Below are 18,908 nucleotides of genomic sequence, written 5' to 3'. Positions count from 1 at the left end.
TGCTGCCCAGACGGTGCTGTAGCATGCCCGAACCGCGGGAGCAACCGCTCCGGGGCTTGCGCATGAAGGTGAACCCGCCGCAGCGCCGAACGACCTGACGCACGAGAACGTAGAGAAGAGTGGCGAGCCACTCGATGGGCCCAGTGAACCTGGTCTCCGGTCGTGCGGAGCGCATCTCGCGGTTATTTTGACCTCACCTTCCACCACCCCGCGCGACCCTCCAGGAGCGGCCAGTGGGCGCACCCCCCGTTCCCCGTCCTCCGGTCCGGGAACGAGCCGCCGACGTTCTTCCCGACAGCGCGTTCGACGCGTTCGTGCGCGTGGCGGCCGAGCGGGGGGTACCGAGCAGCGGACAGCACCACCAGAACTTCGTGACTCCGCTCGCCGAGCCGGTCGCGCGTCTCCTGGGGCGTGCGGCCGGGACGCCGGTGGTGGTGCGGATTCCCCGCGCCGAGGCGCTGCCCGTGGTGATCAGGACCTGGCGGGACGAGGCGGAGATCCTCGGCGCCCTCCACGGCGTCCTGCCCCATGTGCCCGAATGCCTCGTCAAGCGCGAGAACGCCGTGATCCACAGCTATGTGCCGGGCGTGCCGCTGTCGAGCCTCTGCGGCAACGGCAAACCGGTCGACGGCCTCATGCTCAAGGCGCTGGCGGGGCTGTTGGCCCGGATGGCGCAGGTGCGCAGGGAGGCCCTGCCGCCGCTGCCCGCCGACTGGCCCCGCAACGACAAGGACGGCCAGGCGTTCCTGCGTACCCTCGCGCACCTCGCCGACCGCCAGATCCGTCAGCCCAACTGGGCCGCCTACGGTGGACTGTTCGCGGCTCTGGGCGTCCCCGGAGACGCCCTCACCCGGCTGGCCGGGCGGGTTCCCGCGATGGCGCGTCGCCCGTACAGCCTTCTGCACACGGACCTCCACCGGGACAACGTGATCGTCCCCTACAGCGGCGACCCGCCACTGGTCTGCGTCGACTGGGAACTGGCGACGTACGGCGATCCCCTGCACGACCTGGCCACGCACCTCGTACGGATGCGGTACCCGGCCTTCCAGCGGGACGAGGTGATCCACGCCTGGGCCGACGCGATGGGGGCGACCCGGCCGGCGGCGGTGAACGGACTCGCGACCGACTTGCGCCACTACGTCGCCTTCGAACAGGCGCAGTCGGTGTTTCCCGACGTCATCCGGGCGGCGCGGTCGCTGACGGACTCGCGCGACGAGAAGAGCCTGGACGCCGCCACGGCCGAGGTGCACAGGGCTCTTTGGACAGCCGCGGAACCACTCGGGCTGGCGCAGGTCCCGGGTACCGCCGAGATCCGGGGGGCCCTCTACCGGTGGCAGGCGTCGTCGCCTCAGCGGAGCCCCGGCGCCCGGCGCGCCACGATCGGCTGGGTACCGGACAGACGCGTCCCGGAACACCCCGAATTCCCCCACCCCGCGGTGCTCTCCGCCCTGATGGCGGAAGGGGCGGCGCCGGCGGCCCGTGTGTTCAAGGGCACCGCGCACCTGAACTCGGTGGTCCGGGTGCCGGGGGTCGGCTTTCCCGTGGTGGTACGGCGCAGGCTCGCGTCGGTCTGCCGGCGCGAGCCCAGCTTCCTCAGCGAGCACGCGGTGCTGCGGGCCATCGAGTCGTCCCGGGTCGCGGTGACGGCGCCGCGGGTCCTGGCGCTGGGCGAGAGCGCTGAGCGGGATCCTTTCGCCATCCACACGTATGTCGGTCCGCCCGACGGTGACCAGCCCCCCAACCATCCGGTGCACGGTCTGCTGCCGCACGAGGCGGACGGACTCGTCGACCAGCTCTGCGCCCTGACGGACGTCGACCACGGCGCCCTGGACCCGATGGCGGGCGAGCCCGACTTCTACACGTGGCTGAGCGGGCAACTGGTCGGGCTGGTCCGCGGGCTGCCGAGGGAGTCGCAGCAACTGGCGCGTCTGCTGGGCCTTCCGGACGCGGCTCGGCTGGGGCAGATCCTCGCCCGGCACGAGGTGACGCCCAGGTCACCGTCCTTGCTGCACGGAGACCTGAACCCCTGGAATCTCGTACGCCGGCCCGACCGGTTCGCGCTCACCATCATCGACTGGGAGATGGCGATGGTCGGCGACCCGCTGTACGACCTGGTCCGGCACCTGCACCTCACCCCGACCCGGCCGGAGATCCGCGACCGCATGTTCCGCCGCTGGGAACGCGGACTCGCCCCCACCCACACGAAGGACTGGCAGCGGGACTGGCGGGTCTACCGGTGGATCGAGATCGTCCGCTCCGCCTATGTGGACCTCGACCGGCTCGTCACCGGCGCGGGCCTCGACGCCCCCAACGTGCGCAGGGCGGTCAGCTCGTACGCGATGACCCTGCGGGCCGCGACAGCCTCGCTGGGACTGCCCCTCGGCCGGCTGTCGCAACCCTGCCTCGCCCGCGCCCTGCCGGACGGCGGCCGGGGCGGCACCGGACCGGCCGGGCTGCCCGTGGGCGGGTGACGTACCGGCGGAGCGCCGACTGTGTGACTGACCGCGTGACCGACCGCGCGGCGGAGCGCTACCTGCGCAGCAGCACCTTCCCCGCGGACTGCCGCCCCTCGATGGCGGCGTGCGCCTCGGCGGCCTTCTCCAGCGCGAACACCTCCCCGACCACCGGCCGCAGCCGCCCCGCCGCGGCTTCGGCCAGCGCGCCGGCCGTCAGGCGCGACAGGTCGGCCGGACCGAACTGCACGTCCCCGATGCCGAAGAGGGTGATGCCGCGCCGCCCCGCCTCGTCGGGATCGAGGGCGGCGAAGCCCCCGGACGGCGCCCCGTGTGCCGAGAACCGCCCGCCGTCGGCCGTCAGCGTGAACGCCGCGGCCCCCAGCTCGCCCCCCACTCCGTCCAGCACCACGTCCGCCGCCCCGTCCCCGCCCAGCGCGTGGCGCGCCCGCGAGGGCCAGTCCGCGAGCGTCGCGTCCACCACCTCGTCCGCCCCCAGCTTCCGCACCAGCGCCACCTTCGCCTCGCCCCGGGCCACTCCCACCACCCGGGCGCCCCGCGCGTGCGCCAGCTGGACCAGCAGCGTGCCCATGCCGCCCGACGCGCCCAGGATCAGGACGCGGTCCGTCTCGGTGACGGTGGTCAGTTCCAGCAGGCCCGTCGCCGTCACGCCGTCATGGACCAGGGCCGCGGCGGTCAGCAGGTCCAGGGCGTCGGGGACCGGCGTCAGGGACGAGACCGCCGCCACCGCCCGTTCCGCGTAGCTCCCCGTCACGAACGACGTCACCCGCCGGCCCAGCCACTCGGCCGGGACGTCCGGACCGAGCGCGCCCACCACCCCGGACACACCGCCGCCCGGCACGTACGGCGGTTCGGCCGGGAAGAACTCCCGGCCCCAGCCGGACCTCAGCTGGGTCTCCACGAAGATCGTGTCCGTGTACGCGACCTCGATCACCACCTCGCCCGGGCCGGGTACCGGGTCGGGCAGGTCCACCGGGACCAGCACCTCCGGGCCGCCGAACTCCTTCACCTGTGCCGCACGCATCGCCGTCTCCTCACGCTTCACGATCGGTTACGCCGTGCAGTCTTCGACCTCAAGCGAGGTTGAGGTCAAGCGGCGGCCCGCGCGGTGGTGCGTAGGCTCGGGGCATGGGTGAGATCGGGCTGCGTGAGCGCAAGAAACAGCGGATGTACCAGGCCGTGTCGGACATCGCCATCGGGCTGTTCCTCGAGAAGGGGTTCGACGCCGTGTCCGTGGCCGAGGTCGCCGCCGCCGCCGAGATCTCCAAGCCCACTCTCTTCCGGTACTTCCCGGCCAAGGAGGACCTCGTCCTGTACCGGTTCGCCGATCACGAGACCGAGGCCGCAGGGGTGGTCGGCAGCCGGGGCGAAGGGCAGTCGCCCGTCGCCGCGCTACGGGCGCACTTCCTGGACGGACTCGCCCGGCAGGATCCCGTCACCGGGCTCAACGACCGTCCGGGCGTCCTCGCCTTCCACCGGCTGCTCTACGGGACGCCGGCCCTCGCCGCCCGCCTCCACGGTTACCTGGAGCGGTCGGAGGGCGCGCTCGCCGCGGCCCTCGGCGGCGACCTCGACGCCCGGCTCGCCGCCGGCCAGATCGTCGCCGTGCAGCGCGTCCTCGCGCTGGAGAACTGGCGCCGGGTGGCGGGCGGGGAGCGGGCGGCGGACGTCCACGCCGACGCCGTCGCCGCGGCCGAGCGCGCGTTCGGGCGGCTGGCGGACGGGCTTCCCTCGTACGCCTGAGACGAACGCCTGAGAGGAATGCCTGAGACCCGTTCCTGGGGCGAACGCCTGAGACGACGTGGCCACAGCGTGTGCGACCTGGTTAAAAATGTTACTCGGTAACGTTATTCCGCTATCCTCCCTGGAATGACGTCACCCGACCCCGCCCTCCACCACGCCCTCACCCGCGAACGCGCCTACCACGACACGTGCCGCACCGCCCTCGCCGCCATGGTCGAAGGCGCCGACGAGCACGTGATCACCGGCGAGGACGTCTCCGCCTCCGGTGCCGACGCCGAAGTCCTCGGCCACCGGCTCCGCAGCCGCGCCAAGCACATGCGTGAACTCCCCGAAGGCCCCCTGTTCTTCGGCCGGCTCGACTTCGCCCCGGACAGCGGCGACCGGGAACACGCCGGGCAGAGCTACCACCTCGGCCGCCTCCGCATCACCGAGCACCCCGCCGCACCGCCCCTCGTCGTGGACTGGCGCGCCCCCGTCTCCCGCGCCTTCTACCAGGCGAGCGCCCGCGCCCCCCAGGGCGTCGCCGTCCGCCGCCGCTTCGGCTGGGCGCCCGGCAGCCGCGGTGACACCGCCGATCTCACCGGCCTGGAGGACGAGCACATCGGCGCCGAACAGCACGCCCCCAGCCGCATCCTCACCCACGAGATCGAACGCCCCAGGCTCGGCCCCATGCGTGACATCGCCGCCACCATCCAGCCCGAACAGGACGACCTCGTACGCGCCGACCTCGCCACCTCCGTCTGTGTGCAGGGCGCCCCGGGCACCGGCAAGACCGCCGTCGGACTGCACCGGGCCGCGTACCTCCTCTACACCCACCCCCAGCGCATCCGGCGTGGCGGACTGCTGATCCTCGGCCCCAACCGCACCTTCCTCTCCTACATCGCGGAGGTGCTCCCCGCCCTCGGTGAGACCGGCGTACGCCAGTCCACCGTCGCCGACGAGATCGGCGCCCGCCACCGCGTCACCGCCGTCGACGACGAACGCACCGCCGTCGTCAAGCACGACCCGCGGATGGCGGAGGTGCTGCGCCGCGCCCTGTACGGCCGGATCGGCACGGCCGCCGACTCCCTGACCGTGCCCGACGGTTCGTACCGCTGGCGGGTCCCGGCCGACGCGCTGGCGCGGATCGTCGAGGACGTACGGACCGAACAGCCGCCGTACGCCGTCGGACGGGAGCGGGTGCGTACGCGGGTCGTCGGCCGGATCCAGGCGCAGGCCGAACGGCGCGCCGGGCCGCGTACGCACGCATGGGTGCGGAAGATCGAACGGGCCCGGCCGGTCAGCGCGTACGTCGACGCCGTCTGGCCCAGGGTGCGGGCCGAGGAGGTGGTCGCCGGACTGCTCGCCGACCCGGACGCGCTCGCCGCGGCGGCGGAGGGGGTCCTCGACGCGGACGAGCAGCGGGCGCTGCTGTGGACCGGGCCGCCGCGCTCGTACCGGTCGGCGCGCTGGTCGGCCGCCGATCTCGTGCTCCTCGACGAGGTCGCGGGGCTCATCGAACACCCGGAGGGATACGGGCACCTGGTCGTCGACGAGGCGCAGGACCTCTCGCCGATGGAGTGCCGGGCGATCGCCCGGCGGGCGGTCTTCGGATCGCTGACGGTGCTCGGGGACCTCGCCCAGGGCACGACTCCGTGGGCGGCCCGCGACTGGTCCGAACTCCTCCCGCACCTGGGCAGGCCCGACGCGCACGTGGTCCCGCTGACCACCGGTTTCCGGGTACCGGAGGCCGTCGTGGGGCTGGCGAACCGGCTGTTGGAGCGACTCGATGTGGCGGTGCCCGCCGCCCGTTCACTGCGCCGGGACGGCGAGTTGAGGATGCGGCGGGTCGGGGAGGCGGCGGAGGTGGCGGCAGCCGTGGCCGAGGCCGTGCGCGAGGCCCTCGCCCATGAGGGCTCCGTCGGGGTCATCGCGGCCGACGCGGACGTCGCGGCCGTACGGGAGGCGCTGTCCTGCGCCGGGCTCGAGCCGGCCGGGCCCGACCGGCTCGGCGCACGGGTCACGGTGGTGCCCGCCACCGTCGCCAAGGGACTCGAGTACGACCATGTGGTCGCCGTCGAGCCGGCCGCGATCGCGGAGGCCGAGTCGCGCGGGCTGCACCGGCTGTACGTGGTGCTGACCAGGGCGGTCTCACGGCTGGACGTCGTGCACGCGCGCCCGCTGCCGTGGTGATCACCGGCGCCCTGCTTCAGCTGCGCGCCGAGCCGAGGGTCAGGCTCAGACGTGCGGCCGGCGGAGGCCGGCCGAAGCCGCTTCGATCACCTCGTCCAGGACGGTCCGGGACCGGATCAGATCGTTGATCATGCGGTCGATGCGGTCGCGTTCCCCGCTGAGGTCCGCGACCAGCCGCGGTGTGGCGACCTCGGACGGTCCGCCGTCCGTGTCCCGCATGCAGGGCAGCAGCTCGGCGATCTTCTTGCTGTGCAGGCCCGCGGCGAAGAGTTCCTGGATGAGGATGACCCGGTCGACCGCCCGGTCGGGGAAGTCGCGATGGCCGCCGGGGGTGCGGTCGGCCGCCAGCAGGCCCTGCTTCTCGTAGTAGCGGAGCGACCGCTCGCTCACGCCGGTCCGCTCGGCCAGTTGCCCGATCCGCATTCCCCACCTCGCAGGCGTCCGAAGGCACTTGAAGCTGACACAGGTGTCAACTTCTACCGTACCCGCATGACGAACACAGCCGCGGGAACCGCCTCCGCCTCCGCCCTCTTCGAGCCCGCGCGCCTCGGCCCCCTGGACCTCCCCAACCGCCTGGTGATGGCCCCGATGACCCGCAACCGCGCCTCGGCCGACGGCGTACCGCAGCCCCTCATGGCCACGTACTACGCCCAGCGCGCCTCGGCCGGTCTGATCATCGCCGAGGCCGCGACCCCGAACGCCGTCGGGCAGACGTACCCGAACATCACCGCGATCCACGACGCGACGCATGTGGCCGGCTGGCGGGGTGTCACGGACGCCGTGCACGCGGCCGGCGGCCGGATGTTCCTGCAACTCCAGCACGGCGGCCGGGTCGGACACCCCGCGACCAGCGGACTGACCCCGGTGGCCCCCTCGCCCGTCCCCCTGCCCGAAACGATCTTCACCCCGTCCGGGCACCGCCCCTCCGTCGTCCCGCGCGAGATGACGGCGGCCGACATCCGTACGACCGTCGCCGACTTCGCAGCCGCCGCCCGCAACGCGATCGACGCGGGCTTCGCCGGGGTGGAGGTGCACTCCGCCAACGGCCATCTGCTCCACCAGTTCCTGGCGACCAACACCAACCGCCGCACGGACGCGTACGGCGGTTCGGTCGCCGCCCGCATCCGCTTCGCGGTCGAGGTGACCGAGGCCGTCGCCGACGCGATCGGGGCCGAACGGGTGGGCGTACGCATCTCGCCCGGGACCACCGTCAACGGCGTCGAGGAGGACGACACCGAGCTCCTCTATCCGGCCTTCGTGGAGGCGCTGGCCGCTCTCGGCCCGGCGTACCTGCACCTCGTCCACGCCGACCCGGACCAGCCGCTGTTCCGGCACATCCGGGAGAACTGGCCGACGACGCTGATGGCCAACCCCGTTCTCGGCCCCGAACTCCCCGCCGACGGCGGCGCCCACGCGGCCGGCCGCCTGCTGACCGCGGGCGCCGACCTGATCGCGCTCGGGCGCCCCTTCCTGGCCAACCCCGACCTGGTGACGCGGCTGCGCACCGGCGCCCCGGTCAATCCCGTACGGGACCGGTTCATGATGTACGTGGGCGGGGAGCGGGGTTACACGGACTATCCGACGCTCACCGTCGCGTGATCCGTCGCCGCCGGCTCCCTGGCCGCTTCGCTCAGGCGGCGAAGCCGAGCGCCAGCGATCCGATCACCGGTGCCGCGTAGACCAGCGGGAACGGGATGTGCGCGTACCAGCGCGCCCGCGCCACGGTGACGACGGCACCGGTGAAGTACAGCACCAGCCCGATCCCGGCCAGGACGCCGACGACCGGCACGAAGAGGCCGGCCAGCAGGCCCGCGGCCCCCGCCGCCTTGGCCGCGCCGAGCCAGGGCCACCACGCCGCGGGAACGCTGTAGTCGGTCAGCGCTTCCACGACCCACTTGGCGCGGAAAAGGACGGCGTAGGCCGAATAGCCCGCCATGGCAGCGGCAAGAAGAGTGACGACAACGTGTGCGATGGACATCGGAATGCTCCTCGTCGGACGGCATCCGGCGGGGCTCGCCCCGGTCGGCTGCGGTGAGTTCGTCACTCCTCTGACCCGGCGTGGCGCGCGAGTGTGACGGGACGGACGGAGGATTCTTCAGACGGCCCACCGTGCCCTCACGCCACCGAGTCACCGCCCGGCTCACGGTCGCGCGTGGCGTGGCACACTTTTGCAAGCGGGTGCTTGCAATTGTTAGCGGGGGTGTGCAAGGTGGACACATGGCATCGCTCAACGTCGGCAATCTCGGTGAGTATCTGCGCGAGCAGCGGCGCAGCGCGCAACTGTCGCTGCGGCAGCTCGCCGACGCCGCCGGGGTGTCCAATCCGTATCTGAGCCAGATCGAGCGCGGGCTGCGCAAGCCGAGCGCGGAGGTGTTGCAGCAGGTCGCCAAGGCGCTGCGGATCTCCGCCGAGACGCTGTACGTGCGGGCCGGCATTCTCGACGCCGAGCGGGACCGGGACGAGGTGGAGACACGCGCCGTCCTCCTCGCCGATCCGACGCTGAACGAGCGGCAGAAGCAGGTGCTGCTCCAGATCTACGAGTCCTTCCGCAAGGAGAACGGATTCGAGATCGGCACGGCGGACGAGGACGCTCCGACGAACGCTCAGGGCAGAGCGGACGCCCAGGACACCCCCGTACGCGGCCCCCGCACGGCCGGCGGCAGCGATGCCGATCCGCAGCAGGCCGCCGGCTGAGCGGAGGACCGGCACATCGGGCGGCCGACCGCGGATCGAAAACCCTCAACCGAAAGCCAATCCGGGAGGACCATCACCATGGCCATCACCGAAGACCTGCGTAAGACCCTCAGCGACCCGACCCCGCTCTACTTCGCGGCCGGCACCGCCGACCTGGCCATCCAGCAGGCCAAGAAGGTGCCGGGCATCGTCGAGCAGCTCGCCGCCGAGGCGCCGGCCCGCTTCGAGGCCGTGCGCAGCACCGACCCGAAGGCCGTGCAGGAGAAGGCCACCGCCCGCGCCAAGGAGGCGCAGGAGACCCTGCAGAGCAAGGTCACGGGGTTCATCAGCACGCTCGACACCGATCTGAAGAAGATCGGTGAGTCGGCCCAGGACTTCGCCCTGCGCGGTGTCGGCGTCGCCGCCGAGTACGCGGTCAAGGCCCGTGAGACGTACGAGAAGGTCGCCGAGCACGGCGAGCAGGCCGTGCGGACCTGGCGCGGCGAGGCCGCCGAGGAGATCGAGGAACTGGCCATCGCCGTCGAGCCGAAGGCGGAGCCGGTCGAGGTGAAGGACGACAAGCCCGCCACGGCCGCGGCCGAGCCCGCCGCCAAGAAGGCCTCGGTCCCGGCCCCGGCCGAGCCGAAGAAGGCCCCGGTGCGCAAGCCCACGGCGAAGAAGACCACGCCGCCCGCGAAGTAAGCGGCGGTGGCGCACACGAGCAGCACGGAACGGCCGGGCACCCTTGGGGTGTCCGGCCCGTTCTACGGGTACGGTGACCGCGTAGGTGTCGGTGGGAACGGGCGGTGGGCAGCATGCTGATGTTGGGCTTCGCTGGGTTCATGGGAGTGCTGAAGATCGTCCTGATGGCCCTCGCCGCGTTCGGGCTGTTCGACGCGGCGTTCCGGCGCGAGGACGCGTTCCGTGCCGCCGACAAGCAGAACAAGTGGTTCTGGCTGCTGATCCTCGCGCTCGCCCTCGTGGTGAGCTGGCTGTTCTCGATCCTGTCGTTCCTGCCGATCATCGGCGTCATCGCCAGCATCGTCTACATCGTGGACGTCCGGCCCGCGCTCCGGCAGGTCTCCGGCGGCGGCCGGGGCGGTCGCCGCGGCTCCAGCAGCGACGGCCCGTACGGCCCGTACAACGGCGGCCGCTGACGTCCGGGCCTGAGCCCTCTGCGGGGGCCCGGCCCTCTGGTTCGAGGGCCTGCCCCGCTCAGCCGACGCGGTCCAGCAGCAGGACCGCGACGTCGTCCGTCAGCTCTCCGCCGTTGAGGTCGCGGACCTCGTTCACCGTGGCCCGCAGCAGTTCCTCGCCCGTCAGGCCCTCGGCCAGCCGGCGGCGGACCAGTTCCACCATGCCGTCCTGGCCCAGCCGCTCCTTGCCCTGGCCGATGTGACCCTCGATCAGGCCGTCGGTGTAGAGCATCAGGCTCCAGGCGGCGCCCAGCTCCACCTGCATACGCGGCCAGCGGGCATGCGGGAGCAGCCCCAGCGCCGGGCCGTTGTTCTCGTACGGCAGCAGCTGGGCGGGCCGGCCCGGGCGGGCGATCAGCGGGGACGGGTGGCCGGCCAGGCACAGGCCCGCGCGGCGGCCGTCCGGTGCGATGTCCACCGTGCACAGCGTCGCGAAGATCTCGTCGTCCGACCGCTCGTGCTCCAGCACCTGCTGGAGCGTGGAGAGCAGCTCGTCGCCGCACAGGCCGGCCAGCGTCAGCGCCCGCCAGGCTATGCGCAGCTCCACGCCGAGCGCGGCCTCGTCGGGGCCGTGCCCGCAGACGTCGCCGATCATGGCGTGCACCGTGCCGTCCGGCGTCCGGACGGTGTCGTAGAAGTCGCCGCCGAGCAGCGCCCGGGAGCGCCCGGGACGGTAGCGCGCGGCGAACCGCAGCGGGGAGCCGTCCAGGAGCGGGGTGGGCAGCAGACCGCGCTCGAGGCGCCGGTTCTCCTGCGCCCGCAGCCTGGACTCGGTCAGCCGTCGCTCGGCCGTGTCCGACCGCTTGCGCTCCACCGCGTACCGGATCGCGCGGCTCAGCAGCCGCCCGTCCAGCTCGTCGCGGAAGAGGTAGTCCTGGGCGCCGACGCGCACCGCCTCGGTGCCGCGCTCGGTGTCCCCGGACGCGGTGAGCGCGAGTACGGCGTGCCGGGGCGCGATCTTCAGCACGTGCTTGAGCGTGGCCAGCTCGTCGTCACTGTCGGCGGACCGGCCGGGGGCCGGCAGCGCGAGGTCCAGCAGGATGCAGTGGACGTCGTCGGTGAGCAGCCGTCCGGCCTCGGTGAGGTTGCGGGCGGTACGGATACGGATGGGCTGGCCCGCCGAGTCGAGCATCTCGGGCACGATCGGCGAACCACCCGGGTCGTCCTCGATGACGAGCAGAGTGAGATTGGCGGGTGTGGTGCCGACGGGGGAGCCGGCGCGGTCGACCGGGGCCTTGGCGTGGCCGGCCGGTCCTTCCGGGAACGGGCGGCCGGCCTGCGGCACGGTCTGAGCCTGACCACACTCCGCGGCCGGGATCGCTCTCTGCCGCGGTACGGGTACGGGCATCGTCTGGGTTCCTTCCCTCCCCCCGAGGGCATGGCGGGGCGAGGGACCTCGACCCACCGACGGGGACCATAGCGGTAGCAGCCGCCGCAGCGGAATGCTCGGCGGGGTGCGGTACGGCAATCGGCCACCGTCATATGCCGCGTTCCGTAACGCATTTGGACAGGATGGGCCTCGGCCGGGGATGACGAAGGTCACGTGACCGGAGGTTTGGGCGGCGGAGTGGGGTGCGCTGGGTCACGTGCGCTGCGTCACGCTCCGCGGGTGGCGCGGGTGGCGCGGGTGGCGCGGGTGGCGCGGGTGGCGCGGGTGGCGCGGGTGGCGCGGGTGGCGTCCGCCGGCGTGCGGGTCGATCGTCCCGCGGGGCTGTCCTCCGTCGCCCGACGGGCTTGGTGTGCCGTCGGTGGACTCCGGTCGGTGCGTCGGCCTCAGCCCGCGTCCGGGCGTACGACCCCCAGAATCGGCATCGTTCCCGCTCCTGTGATCGTCACCGTCCGGCCGGGGCGCGGGGCGTGCACGATCGCGCCGTCGCCCACGTACATCCCGACATGGCTGGCGTCGTCGAAGTAGATGACCAGGTCACCGGGGCGCATGTCCTTCACGTCGATGTGCCGGAGCTGCTTCCACTGCTCCTGCGAGGTGCGCGGAATCCCGTTGCCCGCGGCCGCCCAGGCCTGTGACGTCAGCCCCGAGCAGTCGTACGTCTTCGGGCCCTCGGCCCCCCATTCGTACGGCTTGCCGATCTGGGCGGTCGCGAACCGCACGGCCTTCCTGCCCTGCTCGGACGCCTTGGTGTTGATCTCGTCGAGGACGCCGGAGTCGAGCCAGGCCGTCTGCGCCTTGGCCGCGGCCGCCGCCTCCAGCTTCGCCAGCCGCTCCTTCTCTTCCTTCTCGAGCTGGGACTCCAGCTTCTCGGCGGCGGCGATCTGCTTCTTGACCTTCTTCTTGGCCGCGGCCTTGTCCTTGCGGTTGGCCTCCAGCCGCTTCCACTGGGCGGAGGCGTCGCGCGCGTACTGCTGCAAGTCCTCCTGCGTGCGCGTCATCTCGGCGAGCAGGCCCTTGGTCGCGTGCTCGCCCTGCCGCACCCGGCCCGCCCCGTCCAGGTACGCCTGCGGGTTCTCGCTCAGCCACAGCCGGGCCTCGGGCGGCAGGCCGCCGCCGCGGTACTGGGCCCGGGCCGCGGCGCCCGCGCGGTCCTTCAGGTCGGCCAGCTTCGCCTGACCCTTGACGATCTCCCGGGCCAGCTCGACGATCTGCCCCGACTGCTTCTGGGTGTCCTCCTCGGCCGCGTTGTACGCGTCCGTGGCCACCGCCGCGTCGTGGTAGAGCTTCTCCAGCTTTCCGCGGACCTCTTCAAGTTCCTTGTCGGCAGCCGGGGTTGGGCTGCCGGAGGGGGTGGGGGCCGGAGTCGGGGTCGGTTTCGACGGGCTCGCGTGGGCCGCGCCGGGTGCGCCGAGCACGGTGACCGCGCAGACCAGGGCGATGGCTGCCATGGTCAGGGTCCGCTTGCCGGTTCCCATACCTCTCCCCAAAAGCTGATTTACCGTCAGTAACTTACGGGTGCCTGGGGGATCGTGCCATGTCGACGCGCAGAACGACAGAGCCCGGACTTGGTGGCGCAGAAACTCCCTCCCCCCATTCCCCACTTCGCATGTCGATCTCCCCGCCCATGTGACGAACGACTCAGGGAGATCGTTCCCCGCAGGTCAGACGGGGTGTGTGGGGCTCGGGTCCACCCAACTGGCGTCGCGCGGGCCCTCGCTCAGCCCCGCGGAGCCAACGACTCCCACGTCACCGTGACTTCGCCCTGGCGCCACCGCCCGGCGTCGTCCGTCACCGGCCAGTCCGCCGTCAGCGCGCGGACCGCACGGATCCAGCGCTGGCGTGCGCCGTACGAGGCGTAGGGAGCCGCGGCCGCCCAGGCGCGGTCGAAGTCACGCAGGAACGCGTGCACCGGTTCGCCCGGAACATTGCGGTGGATGAGTGCCTTCGGCAGTCGTTCGGCCAGATCGGACGGGCGGTCCAGGGAGCCGAGGCGGGTGGCGAAGGTGACCGTGCGCGGGCCCTCGGGGCCGAGCGCGACCCAGACATGGCGGCGGCCGATCTCGTCGCACGTGCCCTCGACCAGCAGGCCGCCGCGGGAGCCGGTCGCCGGGTCGGCGGGCGCGAGCCGGGCGCACAGCCGCTCCCAGACCGCGGCGACCTGGTCCTCGTCGTACTGCCGCAGCACGTTCGCCGCGCGGATCAGCGTCGGCCGGCCCGGCACCGGAACCTCGAAGCCCCCGTGCCGGAAGACGAGCCCCTCGCGCTCGTAGGGCCGGGCGGCCGCGACCCTGGCCGGTTCGATCTCGACGCCGACCACGCGCGCGTGGGGCGCGACGGTGCGCAGCCGCAGCAGCAGTTCGACCGCGGTCCAGGGGGCGGCCCCGTAGCCCAGGTCGACAGCCACCGGGTCGGCGGCGCGGCGCAGTTCGGCGCCGTGTGCCGCCGCGATCCAGCGGTCCATGCGGCGCAGGCGGTTCGGGTTCGTGGTCCCGCGCGTCACCGTTCCCACGGGGCGGGAGGCTGCGCGGGCTGTCATGGGTACGAGGGTATGCGGCCCCGGCTTCCGGGACGTCCGGCGTTCACGCACCCTTTCGTCGAACGGTTGAGCGATCCGCGGTAATGATTCGGCAAAGATGAGCAAAGGGGAAATGGAGCGGCTCGCTCCGGCGTTCGCATGTCTTGGAGGGCGCTCCACGCCGTCCCGACCGGCATGCCCGCAGCGAGGAGGAACGCCACGTGAGCCAGTACGCCAGCAGGCTCGGGCGTCGCTCCCCGGCGGCCCCCACGCGGCGCAGGATGCTCCGCAAGCCCCGGCGCGTCGCCATGCTCTCCGTGCACACGTCGCCGTTGCACCAGCCCGGCACGGGCGACGCCGGCGGCATGAACGTCTACATAGTGGAGCTCGCCCAGCGCCTCGCCGCGATCAACATCGAGGTCGAGATCTTCACGCGCGCGACGACCGCCGCCCTCCGGCCCACGGTCGAACTCAGCCCCGGCGTCCTCGTGCGGCACGTCGACGCGGGCCCCTACGAAGGCCTCGCCAAGGAGGACCTCCCCGCCCAGCTGTGCGCCTTCACCCACGGCGTCATGCAGGCGTGGGCCGGTCACCGCCCCGGCTACTACGACCTCGTGCACTCCCACTACTGGCTCTCCGGCCATGTCGGCTGGCTCGCCGCCCAGCGCTGGGGCACCCCCCTGGTGCACGCCATGCACACCATGGCCAAGGTCAAGAACGCGGCCCTCGCCGAAGGGGACACCCCGGAGCCGGCCGCGCGTGTCATCGGCGAGATGCAGATCGTGGCCGCCGCGGACCGGCTCATCGCCAACACCTCCGAAGAGGCCGACGAACTCGTACGTCACTACGAGGCCGAACGCGGCAAGGTCGCCGTCGTCCACCCGGGCGTCAACCTGGACCGCTTCCGCCCCGCCGACGGCCGCGCCGCCGCCCGGGCCCGGCTGGGCCTCCCACAGGACGCCCTCATCCCGCTCTTCGCGGGCCGCATCCAGCCCCTCAAGGCCCCCGACGTGCTGTTGCGCGCGGTCGCCGTGCTGCTCGACGAGCGCCCCGAGCTGCGGTCGAACCTCGTCGTCCCGGTGGTGGGCGGCCCCAGCGGCAGCGGTCTCGCCAAGCCCGAAGGACTTCAGAAACTCGCCGCCCGGCTCGGCATCGCCGATGTCGTGCGCTTCCGGCCGCCGGTCGGCCAGGAGCAGCTCGCGGACTGGTTCCGCGCCGCGTCCGTCCTGGTCATGCCCTCCTACAACGAGTCGTTCGGGCTGGTCGCCATAGAGGCGCAGGCGGCCGGTACGCCGGTGCTGGCGGCCTCCGTGGGCGGGCTTCCGGTCGCGGTCGCCGACGGGCGGACCGGATTCCTCGTCCAGGGGCACGATCCCGCCGCCTACGCGCGCGTACTGCGCGATTTCGCGGACGACCCGGCGCTGTCGGCCCGGATGGGCCGGGCCGCGGCCCGGCACGCCGAGTGCTTCGGCTGGGACACGGCGGCCTCCGCGACGGCGGACGTGTACACGGCGGCGATGCAGGCGCACCGGCGTCGCGTACGCTCCCACCATGGCTGACGCAGCGTCGATCATCGAGCAGGTCCTCGGCGAGGCCGAGCTGGAGTGGGAGAGCCCCGAGCCGGGCTCGTACGTGGTGAAGCTCCCCGGCACCCGCAAGCTGTCGACCACGGTCTCGCTGATCGTCGGCAAGCACTCGCTGTCGCTGAACGCGTTCGTGATCCGCCACCCCGACGAGAACGACGCGGGCGTCCACCGCTGGCTCCTGGAGCGCAACCTCAAGCTGTACGGCGTCAGTTACGCGGTCGACCGGCTCGGCGACATCTATCTGGTCGGGAAGCTGCCGCTGGCCGCGGTCACGCCCGACGAGATCGACCGTCTCCTCGGCTCGGTCCTGGAGGCGGCGGACGGCTCCTTCAACACCCTCCTCGAGCTCGGTTTCGCCGCCTCGATCCGCAAGGAGTACGCGTGGCGGGTGGCCCGCGGCGAGTCGACGCGCAATCTGGACGCGTTCAGTCACCTGACCCAGCGCCCGGCCAACTGAACCTGCGTACGGCCAACTGAACCTGCGTATGCACCTTTAGGCCCTGCGCGGCCCCTTCCAGTCTCTGCGTGACCCCTTCCGTGGTCGGGGCGGTCGTGGCATGCTCACCGCCGACGCACATATGAACGTCATTCACATCCATGGACGCCGATGGAAGGGTGGGCGGGTATGAGCCAGGGAAGCCGGGAAAACCAGGGACACGCGGGCGTCAGCAGACGGGGCCTGCTCGGCAGCGCCATAGCCGTGGCGGCCGTCGCCGCGACCGGCACCACGGCCACCGCCGCCGCGCGAACCGCCGCCGCGCGAACCGGCTCCGCGCGAACCGCCGCCGCCCGATCCGGCTCCGGGCCGTCCGGCGAAGTCCCGTCCCTCTGGCACGAATTCACCCGCGCCCCCTACACCCACCCGCAGATCCCGTACGTGGGCAGGTCCGGCCACCGCCGTGGGGCGGCGCGCTTCCCCCGCCGCCCCGTCGTGGCCGACGTCCGCGATCACGGCGCCGTGGCGGACGGCACGACCGACTCCGCCCCCGCGATCAACCGTGCCATCGCCGCCGCCGGAAGGGCCGGCGGTGGCACGGTTCTCCTGCCGCCCGGAACCTTCCGCATCGACGACCTGATCCGCATCGGGTACGACAACGTGGTGCTGCGCGGCGCCGGAAGCTCCCGTACCAAGCTGTACGCGACGAAGAACCTCACCGAGCTGATCGGCGTGTACGGCTCCCGCTACGGCGGCGACAAGTCCTCGTGGTCCTGGGCGGGCGGGCTGATCTGGCTGGCGCCCAGGGCCCGTTGGGACTCCCTGGTCGCAGCGATCAGGGCGAAGGCGTGGCCGTTCGAGGGCTGGACGGGCAACGGGCGGGACGAGTGGGAGACGCTGACGACGGTCTCCCCGGCGCGGCGCGGCTCCTGGTCGGTGACGGTCGCCGACGCACGGCTGCTGAGACCGGGACAGCTGGTGCTCCTGCGCCTCGCGGACGACGCCGGTCATACCCTCCTGGAGCACATGTCGGGTGGCGGCCCGGGCCCGGAGGCGTACTCCTGGGACGACAAGATCAAGCTGACGTCGTACGTCCCCTACGAGTGGCCCGTACGCATCGCGCGCGTGCGGGGCCGGAAGGTCACGTTCGAGCGACCCCTCCCGCTGGACGTACGCCCGGAGTGGGACCCGCGCCTCACCACCCACGTCGAGGCGCTGACGGGCGCGGGCGTCGAAGGTCTCACGCTCGAAGCCGTCGAGACCCCGCAGTCCCCGCATCTCCTCGACAAGGGCTACAACGGGGTCGCGTTCCAGTGCGCGTACGACTGCTGGGCGGACGACGTCGTCGTCCGTCATGTGGACAACGGCTTCGGCCTGGTCGCCGCCTCCTCCTGCACCCTGCGCCGGACGACGGTGGCCGGCCGGGGCTCGCACCACCCGTACTTCTGCCGCGAGGGCTCGCACGACAACCTGGTCGAGGACTTCACGATCGAACAGCGCACGGTCCCGGCGCCGGCCGGCACCCAGCTCCACGGCATCAACGTCGAGGGCCTGTCCTCGTACAACGTCTGGTCACGGGGCGAGATGCGGATGGGCACGTTCGACTCCCACCGCGGCCTGCCGTTCGCGAACGTCCGCACGGACATCACGGTGAACAACAACGGCCGCCACGGCGGAGACGCGTCGGCCGGCCCGCTCTTCGGCGCCCGCTTCGCCCATTGGAACATCCGCGTCACCAACGGCCGGGCGGGCCTGATGAAGATCGACGGGCTGGCCCCGTACAGCGCCACCGTCGGCCTCAACGAGGTCACCGAGTTCGACCAGACCGACGTACCGGACTTCACCGGCGACCTCCACGCGCGCGTGGAGCTGTACGGCACGACGGACGTCGTACGCCCGCGCAACCTGTACGAGGCTCAGCGCGAGCTGTTCCGGTAGCGGCCGGGAGCCACCCCCACCAACCGCTTGAAGTGGCGGTTGAGATGGGCCTGGTCGTAGAACCCGGTGGCGGAGGCGACCTCGGCCGGTCGCATCCCCTCCAGCAGCAGCCGCCTGGCCCGCTCGACCCGCCGTGACATCAGGTACTGGTGCGGCGCGATCCCGAAGGCCCCGCTGAACGCCCGTACGAGATGGGCGGGATGCGCGTGCACGAGCCGCGCGGCCTCGTCGAGGGAGACCCCGTCGACGAGCCGCGCGTCGAGCAGCTCACGCAGCCGGGGCGCGACGCCGCGGTCCGGGGGACGCTGCCGCTGTGCGGCCCGGGGCCGCAGATGCCCCCGCAACCGCTCCCCGATGAACGCCAGCCGGCTCTCGGCCTCCAGCTCGTCCCCGGCGTGGGCGAGAGCGGTGTGCAGCTGTCCCACGCGCAGCCGCAGCAGGGGATCGACGACATCGGGCGCGTCCACGGCGGGCCCGATCAAGCTCGCGTCGAGCCGGCTGAGGTCGAGATAGAGAACGCGTTTGCGAAAGCCGTGCTCACTGACCGGGGACCCGTTGTGGGGAACGTGCGGCGGGAGGAGGGAAACGGTGTCGTCCGGGGTGCCGTGCTCATGCCGGTCGAGGTCGTACCGCACGGCACCGTCGTCGACGATCAGCAGCGTCCACGCATCGTGCACGTGCATCGGATAGGCGTACTCGGTGTAGTGGGCGTGAAAGACCTCCACGACACCCGGCACCCGCGGGCGCCAGGCGGAGATCTCACGCCGGTCCACCATGCAAACAAC

Annotated in this window: 17 protein-coding genes; 10 read left to right on the top strand and 7 right to left on the bottom strand. The window is 72.5% G+C overall.

Going from position 1 to position 18,908, the window contains the following annotated elements; genetic code table 11:
• Positions 1 to 233 precede the first annotated feature (233 nt).
• Positions 234 to 2,471: an aminoglycoside phosphotransferase family protein gene (locus tag SAVERM_RS20715; RefSeq protein ID WP_010985448.1), complete on the top strand. Its 2,238-nt coding sequence runs from the start codon at positions 234 to 236 to the stop codon at positions 2,469 to 2,471.
• 58 nt (positions 2,472 to 2,529) lie between these two features.
• Here SAVERM_RS20715 and SAVERM_RS20710 read toward each other — a convergent pair whose 3' ends face one another.
• The gene (locus SAVERM_RS20710; protein ID WP_010985447.1) at positions 2,530 to 3,498 is read right to left on the bottom strand and encodes a zinc-binding dehydrogenase; all 969 of its coding nucleotides are present in this window, start codon (positions 3,496 to 3,498) and stop codon (positions 2,530 to 2,532) included.
• Positions 3,499 to 3,602: 104 nt separating this feature from the next.
• On the opposite strand from SAVERM_RS20710, the gene SAVERM_RS20705 reads away from it, so the two are divergent.
• Both SAVERM_RS20705 and SAVERM_RS20700 read left to right on the top strand, forming a co-directional pair.
• A complete protein-coding gene (locus SAVERM_RS20705) occupies positions 3,603 to 4,217 on the top strand; it encodes a TetR/AcrR family transcriptional regulator (RefSeq protein WP_010985446.1) in 615 nt (204 codons plus the stop codon).
• Positions 4,218 to 4,343: 126 nt separating this feature from the next.
• Positions 4,344 to 6,389: a HelD family protein gene (locus SAVERM_RS20700; protein WP_010985445.1), complete on the top strand. Its 2,046-nt coding sequence runs from the start codon at positions 4,344 to 4,346 to the stop codon at positions 6,387 to 6,389.
• Positions 6,390 to 6,434: 45 nt separating this feature from the next.
• Here SAVERM_RS20700 and SAVERM_RS20695 read toward each other — a convergent pair whose 3' ends face one another.
• Entirely contained in the window at positions 6,435 to 6,812 is a 378-nt protein-coding gene (locus tag SAVERM_RS20695; RefSeq protein WP_010985444.1) for a MerR family transcriptional regulator, read from the bottom strand.
• Between the two features lie 66 nt (positions 6,813 to 6,878).
• On the opposite strand from SAVERM_RS20695, the gene SAVERM_RS20690 reads away from it, so the two are divergent.
• Positions 6,879 to 7,988, top strand: coding sequence for an alkene reductase (locus tag SAVERM_RS20690; protein ID WP_037650805.1), 1,110 nt, complete (start codon positions 6,879 to 6,881; stop codon positions 7,986 to 7,988).
• 31 nt (positions 7,989 to 8,019) lie between these two features.
• Here the strand turns inward: SAVERM_RS20690 and SAVERM_RS20685 are convergent, their stop codons facing one another.
• Positions 8,020 to 8,367: a DoxX family protein gene (locus SAVERM_RS20685; protein WP_037650808.1), complete on the bottom strand. Its 348-nt coding sequence runs from the start codon at positions 8,365 to 8,367 to the stop codon at positions 8,020 to 8,022.
• 239 nt (positions 8,368 to 8,606) lie between these two features.
• Here SAVERM_RS20685 and SAVERM_RS20680 point away from each other — a divergent pair, with 239 nt between their 5' ends.
• The 3 genes from SAVERM_RS20680 (at position 8,607) to SAVERM_RS20670 (ending at position 10,219) form a co-directional block, all read left to right on the top strand.
• Positions 8,607 to 9,083 carry a helix-turn-helix domain-containing protein gene (locus SAVERM_RS20680; RefSeq protein WP_010985441.1) on the top strand — a complete coding sequence of 159 codons (477 nt, stop codon included), beginning with the start codon at positions 8,607 to 8,609 and terminating at the stop codon, positions 9,081 to 9,083.
• Positions 9,084 to 9,161: 78 nt separating this feature from the next.
• Positions 9,162 to 9,764 carry a hypothetical protein gene (locus SAVERM_RS20675; protein ID WP_010985440.1) on the top strand — a complete coding sequence of 201 codons (603 nt, stop codon included), beginning with the start codon at positions 9,162 to 9,164 and terminating at the stop codon, positions 9,762 to 9,764.
• A gap of 113 nt (positions 9,765 to 9,877) precedes the next feature.
• On the top strand, positions 9,878 to 10,219 hold the full coding sequence (locus SAVERM_RS20670; protein ID WP_010985439.1) for a DUF2516 family protein: 342 nt from the start codon (positions 9,878 to 9,880) through the stop codon (positions 10,217 to 10,219).
• 58 nt (positions 10,220 to 10,277) lie between these two features.
• Here SAVERM_RS20670 and SAVERM_RS20665 read toward each other — a convergent pair whose 3' ends face one another.
• The 3 genes from SAVERM_RS20665 to SAVERM_RS20655 all read right to left on the bottom strand — a co-directional run bounded on the left by SAVERM_RS20665 (position 10,278) and on the right by SAVERM_RS20655 (position 14,184).
• Positions 10,278 to 11,606, bottom strand: a complete 1,329-nt coding sequence (locus SAVERM_RS20665; protein WP_037650810.1) for a PP2C family protein-serine/threonine phosphatase — start codon at positions 11,604 to 11,606, stop codon at positions 10,278 to 10,280.
• Between the two features lie 425 nt (positions 11,607 to 12,031).
• The gene (locus SAVERM_RS20660) at positions 12,032 to 13,123 is read right to left on the bottom strand and encodes a C40 family peptidase (protein ID WP_010985437.1); all 1,092 of its coding nucleotides are present in this window, start codon (positions 13,121 to 13,123) and stop codon (positions 12,032 to 12,034) included.
• 242 nt (positions 13,124 to 13,365) lie between these two features.
• Positions 13,366 to 14,184, bottom strand: a complete 819-nt coding sequence (locus SAVERM_RS20655) for a class I SAM-dependent methyltransferase (RefSeq protein ID WP_010985436.1) — start codon at positions 14,182 to 14,184, stop codon at positions 13,366 to 13,368.
• 200 nt (positions 14,185 to 14,384) lie between these two features.
• Here SAVERM_RS20655 and mshA point away from each other — a divergent pair, with 200 nt between their 5' ends.
• The 3 genes from mshA to SAVERM_RS20640 all read left to right on the top strand — a co-directional run bounded on the left by mshA (position 14,385) and on the right by SAVERM_RS20640 (position 18,123).
• Positions 14,385 to 15,722: a D-inositol-3-phosphate glycosyltransferase gene (gene mshA / locus SAVERM_RS20650; RefSeq protein WP_037650813.1), complete on the top strand. Its 1,338-nt coding sequence runs from the start codon at positions 14,385 to 14,387 to the stop codon at positions 15,720 to 15,722.
• A complete protein-coding gene (locus SAVERM_RS20645) occupies positions 15,715 to 16,206 on the top strand; it encodes a type III secretion system chaperone family protein (RefSeq protein WP_010985434.1) in 492 nt (163 codons plus the stop codon). Before mshA ends, SAVERM_RS20645 begins: the two co-directional genes overlap by 8 nt.
• Before the next feature lie 168 nt (positions 16,207 to 16,374).
• Positions 16,375 to 18,123, top strand: a complete 1,749-nt coding sequence (locus SAVERM_RS20640) for a glycosyl hydrolase family 28-related protein (RefSeq protein ID WP_037650814.1) — start codon at positions 16,375 to 16,377, stop codon at positions 18,121 to 18,123.
• On the opposite strand, the gene SAVERM_RS20635 is transcribed toward SAVERM_RS20640, so the two are convergent.
• On the bottom strand, positions 18,102 to 18,899 hold the full coding sequence (locus tag SAVERM_RS20635) for a helix-turn-helix transcriptional regulator (protein ID WP_037650817.1): 798 nt from the start codon (positions 18,897 to 18,899) through the stop codon (positions 18,102 to 18,104). The two genes, SAVERM_RS20640 and SAVERM_RS20635, sit on opposite strands and share 22 nt — an antisense overlap.
• Between the last annotated feature and the right edge of the window lie 9 nt (positions 18,900 to 18,908).

The sequence above is a fragment of the Streptomyces avermitilis MA-4680 = NBRC 14893 genome (assembly GCF_000009765.2).
GTDB lineage: Bacteria > Actinomycetota > Actinomycetes > Streptomycetales > Streptomycetaceae > Streptomyces > Streptomyces avermitilis.
The sequence above is the reverse complement of the archived record's forward strand: the minus strand, read 5'-3'. Positions and strand labels throughout refer to the sequence as shown.

Bases quoted from the DNA above. Each gene is read 5' to 3' on its own strand.
- SAVERM_RS20710 (WP_010985447.1), bottom strand. From the start codon at position 3,498: ATGCGTGCGGCACAGGTGAAGGAGTTCGGCGGCCCGGAGGTGCTGGTC.
- SAVERM_RS20705 (WP_010985446.1), top strand. From the start codon at position 3,603: ATGGGTGAGATCGGGCTGCGTGAGCGCAAGAAACAGCGGATGTACCAG.
- SAVERM_RS20700 (WP_010985445.1), top strand. From the start codon at position 4,344: ATGACGTCACCCGACCCCGCCCTCCACCACGCCCTCACCCGCGAACGC.
- SAVERM_RS20695 (WP_010985444.1), bottom strand. From the start codon at position 6,812: ATGCGGATCGGGCAACTGGCCGAGCGGACCGGCGTGAGCGAGCGGTCG.
- SAVERM_RS20690 (WP_037650805.1), top strand. From the start codon at position 6,879: ATGACGAACACAGCCGCGGGAACCGCCTCCGCCTCCGCCCTCTTCGAG.
- SAVERM_RS20685 (WP_037650808.1), bottom strand. From the start codon at position 8,367: ATGTCCATCGCACACGTTGTCGTCACTCTTCTTGCCGCTGCCATGGCG.
- SAVERM_RS20680 (WP_010985441.1), top strand. From the start codon at position 8,607: ATGGCATCGCTCAACGTCGGCAATCTCGGTGAGTATCTGCGCGAGCAG.
- SAVERM_RS20675 (WP_010985440.1), top strand. From the start codon at position 9,162: ATGGCCATCACCGAAGACCTGCGTAAGACCCTCAGCGACCCGACCCCG.
- SAVERM_RS20670 (WP_010985439.1), top strand. From the start codon at position 9,878: ATGCTGATGTTGGGCTTCGCTGGGTTCATGGGAGTGCTGAAGATCGTC.
- SAVERM_RS20665 (WP_037650810.1), bottom strand. From the start codon at position 11,606: ATGCCCGTACCCGTACCGCGGCAGAGAGCGATCCCGGCCGCGGAGTGT.
- SAVERM_RS20660 (WP_010985437.1), bottom strand. From the start codon at position 13,123: ATGGGAACCGGCAAGCGGACCCTGACCATGGCAGCCATCGCCCTGGTC.
- SAVERM_RS20655 (WP_010985436.1), bottom strand. From the start codon at position 14,184: ATGACAGCCCGCGCAGCCTCCCGCCCCGTGGGAACGGTGACGCGCGGG.
- SAVERM_RS20645 (WP_010985434.1), top strand. From the start codon at position 15,715: ATGGCTGACGCAGCGTCGATCATCGAGCAGGTCCTCGGCGAGGCCGAG.
- SAVERM_RS20640 (WP_037650814.1), top strand. From the start codon at position 16,375: ATGAGCCAGGGAAGCCGGGAAAACCAGGGACACGCGGGCGTCAGCAGA.
- SAVERM_RS20635 (WP_037650817.1), bottom strand. From the start codon at position 18,899: ATGGTGGACCGGCGTGAGATCTCCGCCTGGCGCCCGCGGGTGCCGGGT.